The organism is Helicobacter sp. 12S02634-8, from assembly GCF_002272865.1.
Taxonomy (GTDB): domain Bacteria; phylum Campylobacterota; class Campylobacteria; order Campylobacterales; family Helicobacteraceae; genus Helicobacter_J.
The window spans coordinates 88,655-104,410 of the sequence record NZ_MLAP01000003.1; the positions used below are offsets into that span (position 1 = coordinate 88,655).

Annotated in this window: 16 protein-coding genes; 7 read left to right on the top strand and 9 right to left on the bottom strand. The window is 42.2% G+C overall.

Features of this window, described 5'->3' with window-relative positions; translation table 11 throughout:
* Nucleotides 1-6 precede the first annotated feature (6 nt).
* Genes ccsA through hemH form a run of 3 tightly spaced genes read right to left on the bottom strand, consistent with a single transcriptional unit; the run spans nucleotide 7 to nucleotide 4,451 of the window.
* Nucleotides 7-2,838, bottom strand: a complete 2,832-nt coding sequence (gene ccsA, locus BKH46_RS02890; protein ID WP_095225337.1) for a cytochrome c biogenesis protein CcsA — start codon at nucleotides 2,836-2,838, stop codon at nucleotides 7-9.
* A gap of 10 nt (nucleotides 2,839-2,848) precedes the next feature.
* A complete protein-coding gene (locus BKH46_RS02895) occupies nucleotides 2,849-3,487 on the bottom strand; it encodes a thioredoxin family protein (protein WP_095225338.1) in 639 nt (212 codons plus the stop codon).
* A gap of 10 nt (nucleotides 3,488-3,497) precedes the next feature.
* On the bottom strand, nucleotides 3,498-4,451 hold the full coding sequence (hemH, locus tag BKH46_RS02900) for a ferrochelatase (RefSeq protein ID WP_253248283.1): 954 nt from the start codon (nucleotides 4,449-4,451) through the stop codon (nucleotides 3,498-3,500).
* A gap of 107 nt (nucleotides 4,452-4,558) precedes the next feature.
* Here hemH and BKH46_RS02905 point away from each other — a divergent pair, with 107 nt between their 5' ends.
* The gene (locus BKH46_RS02905) at nucleotides 4,559-4,981 is read left to right on the top strand and encodes a hypothetical protein (RefSeq protein ID WP_095225339.1); all 423 of its coding nucleotides are present in this window, start codon (nucleotides 4,559-4,561) and stop codon (nucleotides 4,979-4,981) included.
* Complete coding sequence (locus tag BKH46_RS02910; protein WP_095225340.1) at nucleotides 4,981-5,652, top strand: 16S rRNA (uracil(1498)-N(3))-methyltransferase; 672 nt, start codon at nucleotides 4,981-4,983, stop codon at nucleotides 5,650-5,652. Before BKH46_RS02905 ends, BKH46_RS02910 begins: the two co-directional genes overlap by 1 nt.
* A gap of 6 nt (nucleotides 5,653-5,658) precedes the next feature.
* On the opposite strand, the gene BKH46_RS02915 is transcribed toward BKH46_RS02910, so the two are convergent.
* From BKH46_RS02915 to BKH46_RS02935, 5 genes are all read right to left on the bottom strand, one after another.
* Nucleotides 5,659-6,189 carry a DUF2393 family protein gene (locus BKH46_RS02915; protein ID WP_095225341.1) on the bottom strand — a complete coding sequence of 177 codons (531 nt, stop codon included), beginning with the start codon at nucleotides 6,187-6,189 and terminating at the stop codon, nucleotides 5,659-5,661.
* A complete protein-coding gene (gene hisIE / locus BKH46_RS02920; RefSeq protein ID WP_095225342.1) occupies nucleotides 6,186-6,887 on the bottom strand; it encodes a bifunctional phosphoribosyl-AMP cyclohydrolase/phosphoribosyl-ATP diphosphatase HisIE in 702 nt (233 codons plus the stop codon). The genes BKH46_RS02915 and hisIE overlap by 4 nt, the downstream gene beginning before the upstream one ends.
* A gap of 6 nt (nucleotides 6,888-6,893) precedes the next feature.
* Nucleotides 6,894-7,997 (bottom strand): prohibitin family protein, encoded by a 1,104-nt coding sequence (locus BKH46_RS02925; protein ID WP_095225343.1) that lies wholly within the window; start codon nucleotides 7,995-7,997, stop codon nucleotides 6,894-6,896.
* A gap of 9 nt (nucleotides 7,998-8,006) precedes the next feature.
* On the bottom strand, nucleotides 8,007-8,924 hold the full coding sequence (locus tag BKH46_RS02930; RefSeq protein ID WP_095225410.1) for a branched-chain amino acid transaminase: 918 nt from the start codon (nucleotides 8,922-8,924) through the stop codon (nucleotides 8,007-8,009).
* Between the two features lie 110 nt (nucleotides 8,925-9,034).
* The gene (locus BKH46_RS02935) at nucleotides 9,035-10,534 is read right to left on the bottom strand and encodes a DEAD/DEAH box helicase (protein ID WP_095225344.1); all 1,500 of its coding nucleotides are present in this window, start codon (nucleotides 10,532-10,534) and stop codon (nucleotides 9,035-9,037) included.
* A 224-nt stretch (nucleotides 10,535-10,758) separates the two neighbouring features.
* Here BKH46_RS02935 and BKH46_RS02945 point away from each other — a divergent pair, with 224 nt between their 5' ends.
* The 5 genes from BKH46_RS02945 to BKH46_RS02965 all read left to right on the top strand — a co-directional run bounded on the left by BKH46_RS02945 (nucleotide 10,759) and on the right by BKH46_RS02965 (nucleotide 15,149).
* Nucleotides 10,759-11,502, top strand: a complete 744-nt coding sequence (locus tag BKH46_RS02945) for a cytochrome c biogenesis protein CcdA (protein WP_095225346.1) — start codon at nucleotides 10,759-10,761, stop codon at nucleotides 11,500-11,502.
* Nucleotides 11,502-11,762 carry a hypothetical protein gene (locus BKH46_RS02950; RefSeq protein ID WP_095225347.1) on the top strand — a complete coding sequence of 87 codons (261 nt, stop codon included), beginning with the start codon at nucleotides 11,502-11,504 and terminating at the stop codon, nucleotides 11,760-11,762. The genes BKH46_RS02945 and BKH46_RS02950 overlap by 1 nt, the downstream gene beginning before the upstream one ends.
* A gap of 82 nt (nucleotides 11,763-11,844) precedes the next feature.
* Entirely contained in the window at nucleotides 11,845-13,062 is a 1,218-nt protein-coding gene (locus BKH46_RS02955; RefSeq protein ID WP_095225348.1) for an amidohydrolase family protein, read from the top strand.
* Nucleotides 13,055-13,870 carry a mechanosensitive ion channel domain-containing protein gene (locus BKH46_RS02960; protein WP_095225349.1) on the top strand — a complete coding sequence of 272 codons (816 nt, stop codon included), beginning with the start codon at nucleotides 13,055-13,057 and terminating at the stop codon, nucleotides 13,868-13,870. Before BKH46_RS02955 ends, BKH46_RS02960 begins: the two co-directional genes overlap by 8 nt.
* A gap of 25 nt (nucleotides 13,871-13,895) precedes the next feature.
* Nucleotides 13,896-15,149, top strand: coding sequence for an aminofutalosine deaminase family hydrolase (locus BKH46_RS02965; protein WP_095225350.1), 1,254 nt, complete (start codon nucleotides 13,896-13,898; stop codon nucleotides 15,147-15,149).
* Nucleotides 15,150-15,189: 40 nt separating this feature from the next.
* Here the strand turns inward: BKH46_RS02965 and queF are convergent, their stop codons facing one another.
* Nucleotides 15,190-15,672, bottom strand: a complete 483-nt coding sequence (gene queF, locus BKH46_RS02970) for a preQ(1) synthase (RefSeq protein ID WP_095225351.1) — start codon at nucleotides 15,670-15,672, stop codon at nucleotides 15,190-15,192.
* Nucleotides 15,673-15,756 lie beyond the last annotated feature (84 nt).

Below are 15,756 nucleotides of genomic sequence, written 5' to 3' on the forward strand. Positions count from 1 at the left end.
TCCTTTCTAAAGCTTTGGCATGACTAATTTGCGTTTGATTCCACCCAGTGCGATGAGTATCACACTCAAAGCGACAAAATAATACAAAAACACTGGGATTGGCAAGGGATCGCCAGCAGCATAGCTATGCATACCAGAGAGGTAATAATTCACACCAAAATAAGTCATCAAAATTGAGTAAAAACCAACGATACTAGCACTCGCAAAAATATAAGGCATAAAAGCAAAGCCCAAAAATCGCAAGTGCAAAATCACAGCATACACGCCAATTGAGATCAGAGCCCAAGTTTCCTTAGGATCCCAGCCCCAATACCTCCCCCACGATTCATTGGCCCATACACCTCCCAAAAAGTTCCCTGCTGTAAGCATTAAAAGCCCTAAAATCATACTCGCTTCATTGATAGCGTGCAAAGAAAGTATCGTATGGTCGATGTTAGGGCACGCAGGGCTTCTGAATAAAAACATCAATAAAGTGATGATACCAATGATAAAACATAGCCCCAAGAATCCATAACTTGCTGTGATGACAGAAACATGGATATTGAGCCAATAAGATTTGAGCACAGGGACGAGGTTGCCAATTTGTGGGTCCATAAAGCCAATATGGGCTACAAAAAGCGCGATACCTGCTAAGAAGCTTGCTGCACACAAGGCCAGATAAGATTTTCTGAAAAATATCGTGCCTGCTATGCCTGCAGCCCATGCGATATAAAGCATGGATTCATATGCGTTGCTCCAAGGGGAATGCCCACTCACATACCATCGCAGTCCAAGACCTATTGTGTGTGCTAGCACGCATAAAACAATGAGCGCATATAACCCCTTGCCAATCCAAGCATTGATGGCCTTATCACGCAAGATACTGATAAGCACGACAATAAACAGCACAACGCCTAGCAAAATATAAGGCAAAGTTAGCTTGTCAAAAAAATTAATATGATTGAGCAAAATCTCAGAATCGACTTTAGATTTTGGGAGATAGAGATCTTTGCCATAGAGTTTTTGATAATCTGCGAGCTGATTTAAGGCGCTATCGGCTTGCTGCCATTGGTTGTGTTCGATACCTCTATCAAAGCCTTTGAAAATATCAGATAAAATGCCTTGTATTTCTTTAGCCCTTAAAGGAGTGGAGTTTTGTAAGGCATCGATGGGAGAGAGCCAAGTATGGGTATGTTCATCGGGGAAAATCCTCAAAATCTGCCCACTAAAGACCATAAAAGCGAGATTGAGCCTTTCATCGACATTTAAGACATCTTTGTCAAAAGTCCCCCTTTCGTTGGGCTTTTTGCGATTGGCTTCTTCGACATAGTTTTGGAGTTTATAGCCATCAGGGCCAAAGACATCTGAAAAAGCGACCCTTTTTTGATCTTTACCCACGCCTAGAATCTCTCGCAGCTTGGGCGTGGAGGTATAGATCATCTTGATATCTCTCCAATCATTGGGATAGAGCATCATTCCCAAAAACACCTGATCATTACTCAAGCCCTTGAAGCCATCTTCTTTGGTGATTTTATGGATAATATCCATTGCCATGGTATCAACAGGTTTGATACGCCCGCCAAAGTCTTGGAGCTGGAGTCGGGCAAATTTCTTTGTATGGTCTTTGGAGTTGTTTTTTAGATTTTCTAGCCTTTGGATAATGGCTTCTTGTGAATTGGAAAAGACTTCGTTTTCGATATGGGGTGAGGAGCCTTGCGGGAGGGTTTGTGTGCTTGCTGGGCCGTGCGTGTCTATCTTTTCTTGAGTGCTTGGAGCTCCATAAGCACTATGCAGACCACTAGAGCCTAAAGCAATGGCAAAGAGCATACCTGCAATCTTTTGGGATCGCAAGAATCGAGCGAGTTTATTGAACCTACCCTCTTTGGCAAACAAAAGCCAAATCGCACCTAAAATCAGCATTGTGTAGCCAATGTAAGTGGGGTATTTGCCAGGGTCTTTATTGACTGAGAGGATAGTGCCTTTTTCATCTGTGTCATAGGAGGATTGGAAAAATCGATACCCATCATAATCAAGCACATGGTTCATATAAATCCTATAAGGTTTGATGACTTTCCCATCTGCGTCTAAAACCTCCACATCAGAAGCATAAGATGAGGGGCTCATTGAGCCAGGGTAGCGCTGCAAATCAAAATGATCTAGCTTGATACTAAAGGGGAGGGGGACTTTTCGCACACCCCAATTGATGGCAATTTTGACCCCATCAAAGTTTGCTATCACATCACCACTCTCAATCCCTGGCCCTCCTGTGATATTGTATATATGCTCTTTGCCATCATATGAAGCTTGCAAGACAAGAAAGGAGGTGTTGTTGTTTTTATCGAGATTTTTTTTATAGATTTCTAGGGATTCTAGCTTGAGGGGCTTGCCAAAGATATCGATAGTCTTTTTGAGTTGGTAGCTTGAAAAGGCTGAGAGTGGGCTAGTGATAAACTTGCTCTCAATCGTGCCATCAGGGGCTGTGGCTGTGATGTTGATAGAACTTTCATTGCTTGTAATCATAGAGCTGCTCTCTCCCTCGCGGATATGCATGAGCCCCTCAAAGCCATAAAATCGCGTGACCCCTGCCCCTAGAATAATCATCACCAAAGAAGCGTGGAATAAAATACTTGCATATTTTCTCCTCTGCCAAGCCTTAGAAACTATCAATGTGCCAATGAGCACGATGAGTAGATATGCGTGCAAGGCATCAAACCACCAAGTATCATAGACCATAGCCCTTGCTGCGGGCGTGCCATAGTCATTTTCGATAAAAGTCGCTACAGCACTTGCAATCGCATATAAAACCATCAAGGGCAATCCCACCCAAAACGAACAAAACAACAACTGAAACAGCTTCATATTTTCCCCCTTAAGAATTAGATTTTTTCAAAATAAATTCACGGAGAAGCCGATTAGTGTCTTTTGGGGTTTTTGCTCCTTTCCAAGCTGCCTCCTCAATAAACTCAAGCATTGCTAAGAATTGATTTTTAGGCATATAGCCGGGGAATTCTAAAATCGTCTTGCCAGTTGCATCAGCAAACACGATCGTAGGGGTAGGGCGGACATCATACATCTGTCCTAGCTGCGCGGTAGAAATTTTCACTTCTTTGGGATCGTCCTTAGTGCCGACTTTGAAGGTATGGATTTTAGAATAGCTTAAATTCACATAGTAGGCAGTAAAATATTTTTGGATATAGCTTTTGAGGTCAGGATTGTTTTTGATATCTTTTTTGAGCATTTCACAATAAGGGCAGCCATTAGCGCCAAAAACAATCATCATATATTTCCCACTAGGAGTGATGAGCTTTGTGTCTTTGAATACATCTTCTAGCCCTGCGTAGCTTTTTTTGTCCATATTGTCGTTTTCTTCTTGGACTTCTTGGGAAACTTGCGTGCCAGAAGAGATGATACTGGAATCGATTTTATCTTCACCTTTGCACCCTGAGATACTGATACCACCGATGAGCGCGACTAACAAAAACACTGAAAACAAAGCTGGCTTTTTCATTTTTTATCCTTTATGCCTTAGAATTGACCAAACCTAAAATGGTCGCCACAAATTCCTGTGTATCGTTCAAGCAAGGGCATACGATATAGTCTTGAACCCCTGTTTTGAGTGCCAAATCTTTGTATTGGATACAAAGCTCATATCTTGTTTCAGAATTATCAATCGTAAAAGACAAGGGATAAATAATCACCTTGCCATTTTTATAATTCTTGACAATATCGCAAGTATTAGGGCCGATCCATTTGAGTGGGCCGACCTTGGACTGATAGGACAAAATGACCTCTTTGAATAAGAGATTTTGCTCTTGGAGCATTGTTTTTAAAATCTCTATATTTTCTTCACACTCTTTTTGGTAGGGATCGCCCTTGTCAATGACGCTTTGGGGCAGTCCATGTGCTGAAAAAATCAAGACAAATTCACTGGGGTCAAAGCCTTGGATTGATTGCTTGATACTTGAGATAATAGCTTGATTGAAAGCCCTGTCTTGGTAGAATCTTTCAATGACCTTGATAGTGGGCTTGTAATTGAGTTTTTTGAGTGCGTGATAGACTTCACTCATAGAAGACAAAGAAGTTGTGGTCGAATACTGCGGATACATACTAAACAACACGATAGAATCGATGTTTTGGCGCTGCAAATCTTCTAGCACAAAAAGAGTATAAGGAGGGGTATAACGCATTGCATAGACATAAAGCCTATCGGGGTCAAGCTTGCTTAGCTTTTGGGTGAGCGAAAAAGTGATTTGTGTCATGGGGGATTGCCCCCCGAGGGCAGCATAGATTTTTTTGGACTTTTCAGCGCGTCGGGATACGATGAAATTACTTGCCATTTTTCTCAAAAAATTATTTTTTATCGGCAAAATATGGGGATCATTGAACATATTATCGAGAAATGTTTCTACTTCAAAAAGATTATTGGGACCACCCATATTCAACAGTAGCACAGCCTCTTTGGACGTTTCTATTGGTGATCCTTTAGTCTTTTCTCATCGTTTGCAATTTTTTATAATATTGAAATAAAGTTAATAATGCTAGAATACGCCCCATCAAGCAAGTATGAAGAGGAATAGTGATGCAAGAAATCGATATGATCGCCAAGGCTTTCAATGACTCTATATTTTTCCACGCTTTTTTTATGTATTTCACACCTATTCCCTTTCTCATCAACCTCTACACACTTTTCACGCAAAAAAATTACGCAAGGGTCAATTATAAGATGTGGTTTGTCATGCCTATGGTCTTTTTCTTTGTCGCAGTGGCCTTTTTTAGCGGTATATTTGTGATGGCAATGCAGCATTTTCATATCGATATGCGTATTGTTGCGATGATAGTTGTCACGATTTTTATCTTCATAGGAGAGATAGTGAGGATCAAAAGACTCAAACTCGCTAAGACCAAAGAAACTTTAATGCAAGAGTATCTCAAATTTTGCAAGTTCCTCTATGGCATAGATTTAGCCTTGTGTGTGCTGATTATCGTGATGGGTAAGCTCTGATGCATTTTGCTTATTGCCCTGAGGCAAGCAAGCCCACTATCAAGATTGAGGGCAATCTCTACAACCATATCTACCAATCAAGACGCACCAAACTCCAAGAAAATCTTTTCTTTAGAAATCTCACTGATGGCTACCTCTATACCTATACACACACCCATATCACACGCAACTATGCTGAGCTAGATTTACAAAGCAAGCACTATCAGCCCAACTTACCCAAAAAAGAGATCCATATCATTTGGGCTATTATCGATAATAAAAGTATCGAAAAAATCTTGCCCTATCTCAATCAAATCGGTGTGGGTAAGATCAGTTTTTTCTATGCGCACCGCAGTCAAAAAAATGAAAAAATTGCCTTAGAGCGATGGGAAAAGATATTGATACACTCTTGTGAGCAGTGTGGCAGAGGCTCTTTGATGACCCTAGAGATGATCCCAGATACTCCTAGCGCACTGCAGCGCTATCCCAATGCGTGCGTGTTTGACTTTGGTGGTAAAGACATATACGCCTATCCTCCAGCACTCCAATCAGGGATTTTTATCGGGCCTGAGGGGGGATTTACCCCAGAAGAAAGAGAGCTTTTCAAAGCCCAAGAGCACTATAGTATCACACAAGGTTTCACGCTCAAAAGTGAATGTGCAGCACTTTTGGTATCGACATTAGGCCACTAAGAGGGCTTAAGAGCAAGAAGTGCCGACTTTATAGGGTTTATGCTTGAATCCATAACCATCTATCATCACAATAAAATGCTGCGTGTGATGGACGGGGATTTTTTGTGTGAGATGATATACAAAGCTCTCTTGTGCCCAAAGCATATTTTTGAGTTTATCTATCCATCGGTTTTGGTTGTGGAACACCTCTATACGCACAATACATTGCTTGATAGATCGCTTGCCAATATTTGTGATATCCATATCGACCAAAAAGCCATCAGCATATTGCATTGGCTTGGCTTGATAATAGGTGGTCTGGATTTTATAGATTTTTTCTTGCATGAGATATGAAAGCACAAAAGGTGTGCTAAAAAGTATCAAAAAAGACAATAAAAACAGCACACTACGGGCTGGCTTGTTCGCTCTCCAAGCCACTCCCAGTATAAAAATCAAAACAAAAATAACAAAAATACCCACAAACAACGCAATTTCAATCGCCCCTAACTGCCCTGCTATGGCTAAAAAATGCTTTTTAACCTCATGAATACTATTCACTCACGCCTTCTTTTTTCTTCAATCCCGCTAAAGGCAAACCTCCTTTTGAGTTCGCTTCGGACTCGATCGGGGCTGATATTTTTATAGCTCAATCCCACAAGAATATGATAGATGGTATCAGCGCATTCATAGATGATTTGATTGGGGTCGTTGTCTTTGATAGCAAAGCTCAATTCCCCTGCTTCTTCGATGATTTTTTTGCCAATTGTATTTTCACCTTTTGCATACAAAGACGCTGTGTAGGATTGTTTGGGGTCTTGATTTTTCTTTGCTTGGAGGATGTGATAGAGTGTGTCTATCACATCATAATGCTCGCTCAAATCCAAAGGCGTGCCTAAAGACTCTAAGGAGGCGTTTGCAAAATCTAGCTTTTGGAAAAAGCAAGTTTCTCGCCCTGTGTGGCAGACACTCCCTGTTTGCTCTACTTTGAAGAGCAAGGTATCGTTATCACAATCCAAAAAAATCTCAATAATTTTTTGGATATGCCCGCTTTTTTCGCCTTTTTTCCAAATGCGGCCTTTTGTGCGGGAAAAATAATGCACCACCTTAGTTTCTAAGCTCAATCTCAAGGCCTCTTGGTCCATGAAGCCAAGCATTAAAACAGCATTATCGCAATAAGACTGCACGACCACAGGGATAAGGGGCGATTTATCCCAGTTGAGCTGATCGATAAAATGCTGGCTTTGGGCGTGTGTCATGATATGCTACTTGCCATTGGCTGCTGTGCTTTTTTGCTTGCTTTTAGAATCCACCCAAATATTAGGCACAGCCCCTCCGGGGGTCAAGAATATTTGCGCATCCCTGTTTTCTTTGAGCGCTTCGTTGAATTTGCTTTGGGTTTCGATTTGTCGCAATTGCAAGAGCTTGTCTGTAAGGCTTTGTCCAATGCTTTTGTTGGCTTCAGATTTTGCTTTGGCCTCAATCACGATCGCATCAGCGACACCTTTGGCCTTGATCCGATTGGCATCGGCCTCTCCTTTAGCGAGTGCAGCGACTTTCTCAGCTTCTTGCTTGGAGCGCTCGACTTCATAGCGCACACGCTCAGATTCTTGCCTTGCGATTTGGACTTTTTCGATTTGTTCTTTGATATTTTGGGGCAGCACGATTTCACGGAGCTGCACAGAGCTAAGCTCTACAGGTGAATTAGGGAATTTCAACATTTCTTTGCTGATATCAGAGCTGATGAGTGTGGCAATTTCATTGCGTTTGGTTGGGAGGTCTTCAGCAGGGTATCGCCCCACAACACTGCGCACGACATCTCTGACAACAGGATTGATGATTTTTTGCTCCCAGCTAAGTCCATAGGTTGCGATGGTTTGGGGCGCTGTTTGGGGGTTGAGGCGATATTGGACAGTGAGTTCGATAGAAACGGTCAATCCTCTAGAATCCATCACATTGATAGCGTCATTTCTAAAAATCCCTTGATTTTTGCTCACCACGCCCATATCTTCAGTGCGTGAAAAGTTGATCGTGCGCACACGCGTATCAACGATGATAATATCTTGAATAATCGGGATAAAAAAGTGGATACCTGGCTGCAAGGGCGTGTTGTCATATTTACCTGCAGTCACCTTGATACCGACCTCTCCTGAGTTGATCACAACAAAAGGCTTGGCAAGCAAAATAATCACTATGATAACAATCACAGCAATCAAGGTTGAAAACTTTTTGCTGCTGAAGAGATTATGGGGGATATTAGGCGGTCTGAAGCCCGTATTTTTAGGGCTTTCATTATTATTTCTAGGCTCATCATCTCTGCGGGTTTGCTGATTTTTTCTCTTTAAGTGTTCATTTAAATCAATAGGCATACAGCTCCTTTAATCAATATAAGTCAGATAATGCGAATATTTAGGGTTTTCTCCCATCACAACTTTTAAAAATTCTTCTTGAAGTTTTTGGGTGATTGCCCCTCTTTTTCCCGTGCCAATGGCTCTGAAATCAAGCTCTCTGATAGGGGTGATCTCAGCGGCTGTCCCTGTGAAAAACGCTTCATCAGCGATATAGACTTCATCGCGAGTAATGCGCCTTTGGATAACTTGCAATCCAAGGTCTTTAGCTAGTTCAATCACGGTGGCTTGCGTGATGGATTCTAAAGAGTTGTCATAAGGGGGTGTGATGAGCACACCATCACGGACAATAAAAAAGCATTCCCCGCTCCCCTCAGCGACAAAGCCGCTCTCATCAAGCAGCAACGCCTCTTCACAGCCACTCTGCAGTGCTTCGTGCTTGGCCATTTGGGAGTTGAGATAGTTAGCAGCTATTTTTGCCTTCCCCATCATTGATTTGATAGAGATTCTAGCAAATGAACTTGTTTTGACCTTGATTCCATTGACTATCCCCTCTTCACCCAAATACGCACCCCACTCCCACGCTGCTATAGCAACGTGCACAGGGGCTTGTATATGGCTCACTCCCATCACTCCATAGCCCAAATAAATCAGTGGACGGATATAGACATTGCCTGTATAGGTATTTGCTTTTAAAAGCTCAATATGTGCTTTTTGCAGCTCTTGTTGGCTATAAGGGCAAGCAATTGCTGTGATTTTAGCAGAATGCAGCAAGCGCCTTGTGTGATCGCTCAAACGAAAAATCGCCAAACCCTTTGGGGTAGCATAGGCTCGTGTGCCCTCAAAAGCAGCATTTCCATAATGCAATGTATGGCTTAAAATATGTGTTGTTGCCTCTTTCCAAGGGATTAATTTCCCATCTTTCCAAATGTATTGTGCTTCTTTGATCATAAAAACTCCATTTGACTACTTGATTGATTGTAGATATTTGTGTGGTCTGGATCTTTCCATCACCCCAACACCCTCAAATTGTATCCAAGCTAGTTTAATGCGACCCATTACCGACGCCTGCCTTCTTTGGGCTTGGAGCTTTGGGATGAAAAGGATCGATTGCGCGCGCTTGTTTGGGAGCGACCTTGGGGTTTGGCATATCGTTTGTTGGGTCTTGATGTGTTGTTTCTTGTGTTTGTTTGCTGCCCTCTTGGGGATTTTTCATTTTCCATTTTCAAGATTTCTTGCTTGCTCAAGCCGATTTTTCCTGATTTGAGATATAAGGCAAGCAGCTTGAGTGAGAGCTGTGAGAGTTCGATTTTATCTTTGAGTCCCTCATAAATGCTTACGATTTCATCAGTAACTTTGGCTTTGAGAATATTTTCTAACATCTTATCACCATCGGCATTGACTGTTGGGACTTCATAGAGCTCAAGCTTAGAGCCAATGTCTTTTTGGATTCGTTGGAGTTCTTTGTATTCTAATGGGGTCACAAGCGTGATAGCTACGCCCTTTTTGCCCGCTCTGCCTGTGCGTCCGATACGATGGACATAGCTTTCAGGATTGAGGGGGATATGGTAGTTGAATACATGGCTCACATCACTGATATCAAGCCCCCTGCTAGCAACATCTGTAGCCACGAGGATATCAGCTTTTTGGTTTTTAAAAGCATTGATAGATTCTCTGCGCTCTCTTTGTTCCATATCTCCGTGCAAAGCGACTGATTTATAGCCCTTGGCATTGAGAAAGCCATTGAGTTCATCGGCCTCTTTTTTCATGCGCGTAAAAATAATGCTTTTTGAAGCAGATTGTGTATCGAGCAAACGCGTGATCGCGTCATTGCGCTCTGATTCATTGATAACATAGAGTCTTTGGGAAATATCTGCATTGGTGATATTTGTGGGCGTGATTTTGATATTGATAGGGTCTTGTAATATCTTATCAGCTAGTGCACGGATTTGATCGGGCATTGTCGCAGAGAAAAGCAAGACTTGGGAGTTGCTAGGCAGATAGCTAAAAATCTCTTCAATATCATCTAAAAACCCCATATCAAGCATTTCATCGCTCTCATCAAGCACGACAATTTTAGGGATAAAATTCTCGATTCTATCGTTTTTGAGGTGATCGAGCAATCTCCCTGGGGTAGCGATCATGACTTGAGGGAGTTTTTGGAAAAATTCACATTGTCTTTTGATACTTTGTCCGCCATAGACACATACCGTTCTCGTTTTAGCAAATTTTCCGAGTTTGAATATCTCATCACTGATTTGCATGGCCAGCTCTCGAGTGGGAGTGATGACTAGGGCTTCGATTGTTTTATCATTTTGTAGCATACTGATGATGGGCAGGGCAAAGGCTGCTGTTTTGCCTGTTCCTGTTTGGGCTTGGGCGATGACATCTCTGCCTTGTAGGACAGCTGGGATTGCTTTGGCTTGTATGGGACTGGGTGTGGTGAAACCTGCTTCAATGACGCCTTTGAGGACTTGGGGCTTGAGCCCGAGTTGGTCGAAGCGGCATTCATCTTGCTGGTCTTGACCTGATGGTTGCTCTGATTTTTCTTTTGACATTTTTGCTCACTTTGTTTTATAGTTGGTTGCAAAAAGCCAAAAATCTTACAATCAGACTTTTTGCCTCCACCATTATAACAGAGTATTTAGCTTTTGTGTGCCCAAGCAGTCTTGTATTTCCATCAAGTTTGTATCAAGATGTCTGCAAGATGACAGATAGGTATCTATTGATTTATTTTTATGTGCTTTACTTAGCCTCACTTTAACTATAATGAAAGGAATTTATGTTTGATGATACTTTAATGCAAATCTTTTCTTCAGCCCCTATTTCAGCTTCTTTGCTTGCGGGTATTTTGACCTTTTTGAGTCCTTGTATCTTGCCATTGATTCCTGCATATATGTCTTATATCTCTGGGACTTCGCTTGAAGAGATCAAGTCAGGAGAAGCAAACAGATTCTCGATTGCTCTGAAATCTTTGCTATTTATTTTGGGCTTTGGCGTTGTTTTTGTTTTGCTTGGAGCTTCGATGGCAAGGCTTATCCAAGACTATCTAGCTAGCAGTTGGCTCAACTATATCGCTGGGGGGGTGATTATTATTTTTGGTCTGCATTTTTTGGGATTGTTTCGGATTCAGTTTTTATATAAAAGCAAAAAAAGTAATTTTTCACTCAAGCCCACCAATAAATTTTTAAGCCTGCTCTCGCCTTTTATTTTAGGTATCAGTTTTGCCTTGGGCTGGACGCCTTGTATCGGGCCGATTTTTACGAGTATTATTATGCTCTCTGGCACACAAGAGGGCTATGGTATCAGCTTGATGGTTGTTTATACCTTAGGGCTTGGTATCCCGTTTTTTATCGTTGCTTTAATGCTCAATCAAGCCTTGGGCGTGCTCAATAAATTCAAAAAACACATGCGTTTGATTGAGATTTTATCTGGAGTGTTACTCATTGCAATTGGATTGGCTATTATCAGTGGTTCAATGCGGGGTATCAGCGAATTTTTATTACAAAATCTAGGAGGGTCTTGATGCGATATATCGGGATTATTTTGATGGGATTGATGGGATTTTTATATGCGAGTGAGCCCATAGGCGCTGCGTGCGATCATACAGAGCATACACAAGCAGGGCTTAAGGGGAATTTTCTCAAAAAAGATACTTTTGAGGGGGCGTCGTGTAATCATACAGAGCACGCACCCAAAGATTCTATCAAGGGCGATAAGACTTTAAAAGATATGAAGGCATTTTTACACAGCCCTTATCCAAAGGATAATCTCTCACAAAAATAAGGAAAGTTTTAAAGGGGAGTTTGCTACAATTTCAAGAATCCAAATATCCCTTGACCTTAAGAGTGTTAGCTAAAGGACAACAATGCTGTTAAAAAATGGACTCATTTGTGACCACTCCCAGATGACAAAAGCAGATGTGCGTATCTGTGGGGGCAAGATCACAGAGATTGCCCCGAGTTTAGAGAGTATCAAAGATGAAGAAATCCTAGAGTGTCAAGGCAGGCTTATCGCCCCTGCTCTCATTGATCTTTATGTCTATCCTAAGAGCAAATCCCTCTCGCAAAAAACCCTCACCTCCCTTTCGCAAAAATCCATCAAAGGCGGGGTAGGCAGTGTTTTGATTTTGCCAGATACCACGCCAGCGTGTGAAAATGAAGCAATGATTGAGTTGGTTAAAAGTATCGATGCGATGACTGAAGCCACACTGATACCAAGTATCAAGCCCACCAATGGACAAAATAGAATCAATGATATCTCGATACTACACACCCAAGGGGGCAAGGTCATTTATATTGATAGCACTATCGATGGGAACAATCTCTTGCGTGTTATGCAGTATGCCTTAATGCTCCAAATCCCCATAATCTGCTTTGCTCAAGACATCGAGCTAGGCAAAGGGGTTATCAATGAGGGCAAGCTTGCAGCTGATTTGGGGCTTCCTAGTATTTCATCTCTCTCTCAGACCAAAGAAGTCGCTAAAATCGCAGAAGCCACACGCCACACAGGTGCAAAGCTACTCTTTGGTGCGATCACAGAGCCACAATCCCTCCAGATTATTGATTATTTTAAAGCCACTCCTGCCCCCATACTCACGCAAACGCCAATCCATCACCTCATTTTAGATCAAAGTGCTTGTAATCATTACAACACCAAGGCCAAGTTGAACCCACCCCTCAAAGACCCATTATCCAAACAAGCACTTTTAAATGCGCTCAAAGATGGCAAGATAGATATGCTCACAAGCTTGCAATGCGCTGATTATAACTCCAAAAAAGACCAAGTATTTGAACTAGCTAGTTTTGGGATTGATGCGATTAGTTATTATTTTGCCCTTGCTTATACGCATTTGATAGATTCAGGGTATTTGAGTTTGCAGAGATTTTTGTCTATCGCAGCTAAAAACCAAGCCGATTTTCTTTCGCTCAATAAAGGCGAGATTGCTATAGGCAAGGATGCAGATTTGATTGTCATCAACACAGAGGCACACACACAAATCACGGATAATTTTTCGCCCTATTATGGACAGACACTCCTCTCAAAGGTAGAAAAAACCATCATCAATGGGAAAATCTATGGATAAGCTCTCAAACTATCTCATCAGCGCCCTCCCTTGGATTGAAAGGGCTTCTTTGGCGTTGCTTAAGGCTGTGATTATCCTTGTGGTTGGATTTTATATCGCAAAGATTGTCCGCTCAAAGACCCATCGTTTCATCGGCAAAAGAGATGAAATCTTAGGCAACTTTATCTCACAAGTGGCATTTATCGCTGTTTTGATTGTCACTATTGTTACAATGCTAGGCAATATCGGCGTGCAGACTGCTTCTATCCTCGCTGTCTTAGGGACTGCAGGAGTGGCTATAGCCCTTGCGCTCAAAGACTCCCTCTCAAGCATTGCAGGGGGGATTATCTTGATTGTGCTGCGACCTTTTAAGAAAAACGATACCATCGAAATTGGCCCCATCAATGGCAAGGTCGAAGCTATCAATCTTTTCAATACAATGATAAGAATGCCCGATGACAAGCTAGCTGTGCTGCCTAATCGCAATGTGGTCAATGCCAATATCATCAACTGCACCGATAGTGAAAAAAGACGCATAGAGTGGGTCTTTGGAGTTAGGTATGATAGCGATATTGAAGTTGTGCGCGGGATTTTAAAGACTACCATAGCCCAGATGGATAAAATCGACCAAGATATGACGCCATTTGTGGGAGTGACAGATTTTGGCGCTAATGCTGTGTGTTTTACCATCAGAGTGTGGGCAAAGATTCAAGATAATGTATTTTCTATCCGTTCTGAACTCATCGAAGCCACCAAGGCAGCCTTAGACGCAGCGCACATAGAGATCCCGCCCCAAAAGCTTGATATCACATTATTGAATCAGCTCTAAGAGGCACTAAGGAGATAATATAACAATGGAACAAAACATTACGCTCATAGGTGCGAGTAAGCTTTTTGTTTGTGATGAGAGCTTTGAGGTGATTGATGAGGGCGCGATAGCTTTCCAAAGCAATCCAAATGGACGCAATACAATCATTGAAACTGGCACTTATGCAGCATTGAGTGCTCGATACCCCCAAGGACGTTTTTATAAAGATGGCGTGATTTTGCCTTCTTTTGTCAATGCCCATATTCATTTTGAATTTGGCAACAATACTAGTCAGTTTGTCTATGGGAGTTTTGAGAGATGGCTAGAGAGCGTGATGGCTAAGCGCGATGGGGTGCTTAGTGATTTCACTTTGGCCCTAAAAGACTCTATCCAAGAGCAATTGATGAGCGGGGTAGGCAGTGTGGGGGCTATCAGCAGCTATGGTGGAGATATGTCCCTTTTGGCAGACTCTCCTTTGCGTGTGGTGTATTTCAATGAAGCGATTGGCTCAACACCGAGTGCGCTAGATTTTTTATATAGTAATTTCAAAGCCCGCTATGCAAGTGCTAAAGCCCTCCAGTCAGATACTTTTATCCCTGCGATTGCCTTGCATGCACCTTATTCTGTCCATAGTGTGCTAGCTAAACGCGTTTTAGAGATGGCTAGAAAAGACCAATGCCCCCTTTCGGTGCATTTTTTAGAATCACAAGCAGAATACCAATGGCTCCAAAACGCACAAGGTTGGTTCAAGGAATTCTATACCAATATTCTCAAGATCCCCACGCCCAAACCTCTCTATAGCATTGAAGAATTTTTAGGTCTTTTTGATGGGCTAGGGGCGTTATGGACACATTGTCTGTTTGCCACGCCCAAAGAGCTCGAATACATCGCTCAAAAAGGCAATGTCATCTCTTGCCCTCGCTCCAATCGCTTGTTGTGCGGGAAATATCTTGATTTGGAGCGCTTGCTTTCTTGCGGGCTCAAGCCGATTTTTGGGACTGATGGCAAAAGCTCTAATAACAATCTCAATATGCTCGATGAATTGCGGACAGCCTTGTTTGCTTACCCTCAGATGGATATAGAGAGGCTTGCTCAGATGATACTTTTGGGCGCTAGTCTTTATCCTGCTAGAGCTTTAGGGCTGGATAATGGCGTGCTGACTGCGGGTAAATGGGCCGATATCAGTGTGTTTGTATGCCCTGATATTTCTCAAAGCACGCAAGCCCCCTTGCAGTTTCTTTTGCACTCTCAAAAGGTCAAGACTCTTTATATCAATGGCAAGGCAGTTCTTTTTGAATAAGCCTTGCAAATAAGTCCTGATAGCAGGGGCTTGTGAGGCTTTAGCGATTGGTGATTGTTTCTGGGTAGAGATCGTGGTTTAAGAGTCGGTATTGGGCCATTTCTTCATATTTGCTTTTTGGGAGTCCGTAGTTTGCATATGGATCGATACTAATCCCCCCACGAGGGGTGAATTTCCCCCATACTTCAATATATTTAGGTGCCATCAGTGCTATGAGGTCTTTCATAATGATATTGATACAATCCTCGTGGAATCCCCCGTGATTGCGGAAGCTAAAGAGGTAGAGCTTGAGGGATTTGGACTCTACCATTTTTATAGCAGGGATATAGCTGATATAGATTGTCGCAAAGTCGGGCTGGGAGGTGATCGGGCAGAGGCTGGTGAATTCTGGGCAGTTGAATTTGACAAAATAGTCATTTTCAGGGTGCTTGTTATCAAAAGCTTCTAAAATATTGGGATTATAATCAAAGGCATAGGCAATGTTTTGATTCCCTAATAAGCTGAGTTTGTCTGATGGATTCATTGGAGCTCCTATAAAATTGTGATTATACAAATTTTATGCAGATTTTATGCAATCAATCCACTCAAAAATCCACCCAACATATAT

Bases quoted from the DNA above. Each gene is read 5' to 3' on its own strand.
- BKH46_RS02935 (WP_095225344.1), bottom strand. From the start codon at position 10,534: ATGTCAAAAGAAAAATCAGAGCAACCATCAGGTCAAGACCAGCAAGAT.
- BKH46_RS02925 (WP_095225343.1), bottom strand. From the start codon at position 7,997: ATGCCTATTGATTTAAATGAACACTTAAAGAGAAAAAATCAGCAAACC.
- ccsA (WP_095225337.1), bottom strand. From the start codon at position 2,838: ATGAAGCTGTTTCAGTTGTTGTTTTGTTCGTTTTGGGTGGGATTGCCC.
- queF (WP_095225351.1), bottom strand. From the start codon at position 15,672: ATGAATCCATCAGACAAACTCAGCTTATTAGGGAATCAAAACATTGCC.
- BKH46_RS02950 (WP_095225347.1), top strand. From the start codon at position 11,502: ATGCGATATATCGGGATTATTTTGATGGGATTGATGGGATTTTTATAT.
- BKH46_RS02895 (WP_095225338.1), bottom strand. From the start codon at position 3,487: ATGAAAAAGCCAGCTTTGTTTTCAGTGTTTTTGTTAGTCGCGCTCATC.
- hisIE (WP_095225342.1), bottom strand. From the start codon at position 6,887: ATGACACACGCCCAAAGCCAGCATTTTATCGATCAGCTCAACTGGGAT.
- BKH46_RS02965 (WP_095225350.1), top strand. From the start codon at position 13,896: ATGGAACAAAACATTACGCTCATAGGTGCGAGTAAGCTTTTTGTTTGT.
- BKH46_RS02910 (WP_095225340.1), top strand. From the start codon at position 4,981: ATGCATTTTGCTTATTGCCCTGAGGCAAGCAAGCCCACTATCAAGATT.
- BKH46_RS02905 (WP_095225339.1), top strand. From the start codon at position 4,559: ATGCAAGAAATCGATATGATCGCCAAGGCTTTCAATGACTCTATATTT.
- BKH46_RS02960 (WP_095225349.1), top strand. From the start codon at position 13,055: ATGGATAAGCTCTCAAACTATCTCATCAGCGCCCTCCCTTGGATTGAA.
- BKH46_RS02945 (WP_095225346.1), top strand. From the start codon at position 10,759: ATGTTTGATGATACTTTAATGCAAATCTTTTCTTCAGCCCCTATTTCA.
- BKH46_RS02955 (WP_095225348.1), top strand. From the start codon at position 11,845: ATGCTGTTAAAAAATGGACTCATTTGTGACCACTCCCAGATGACAAAA.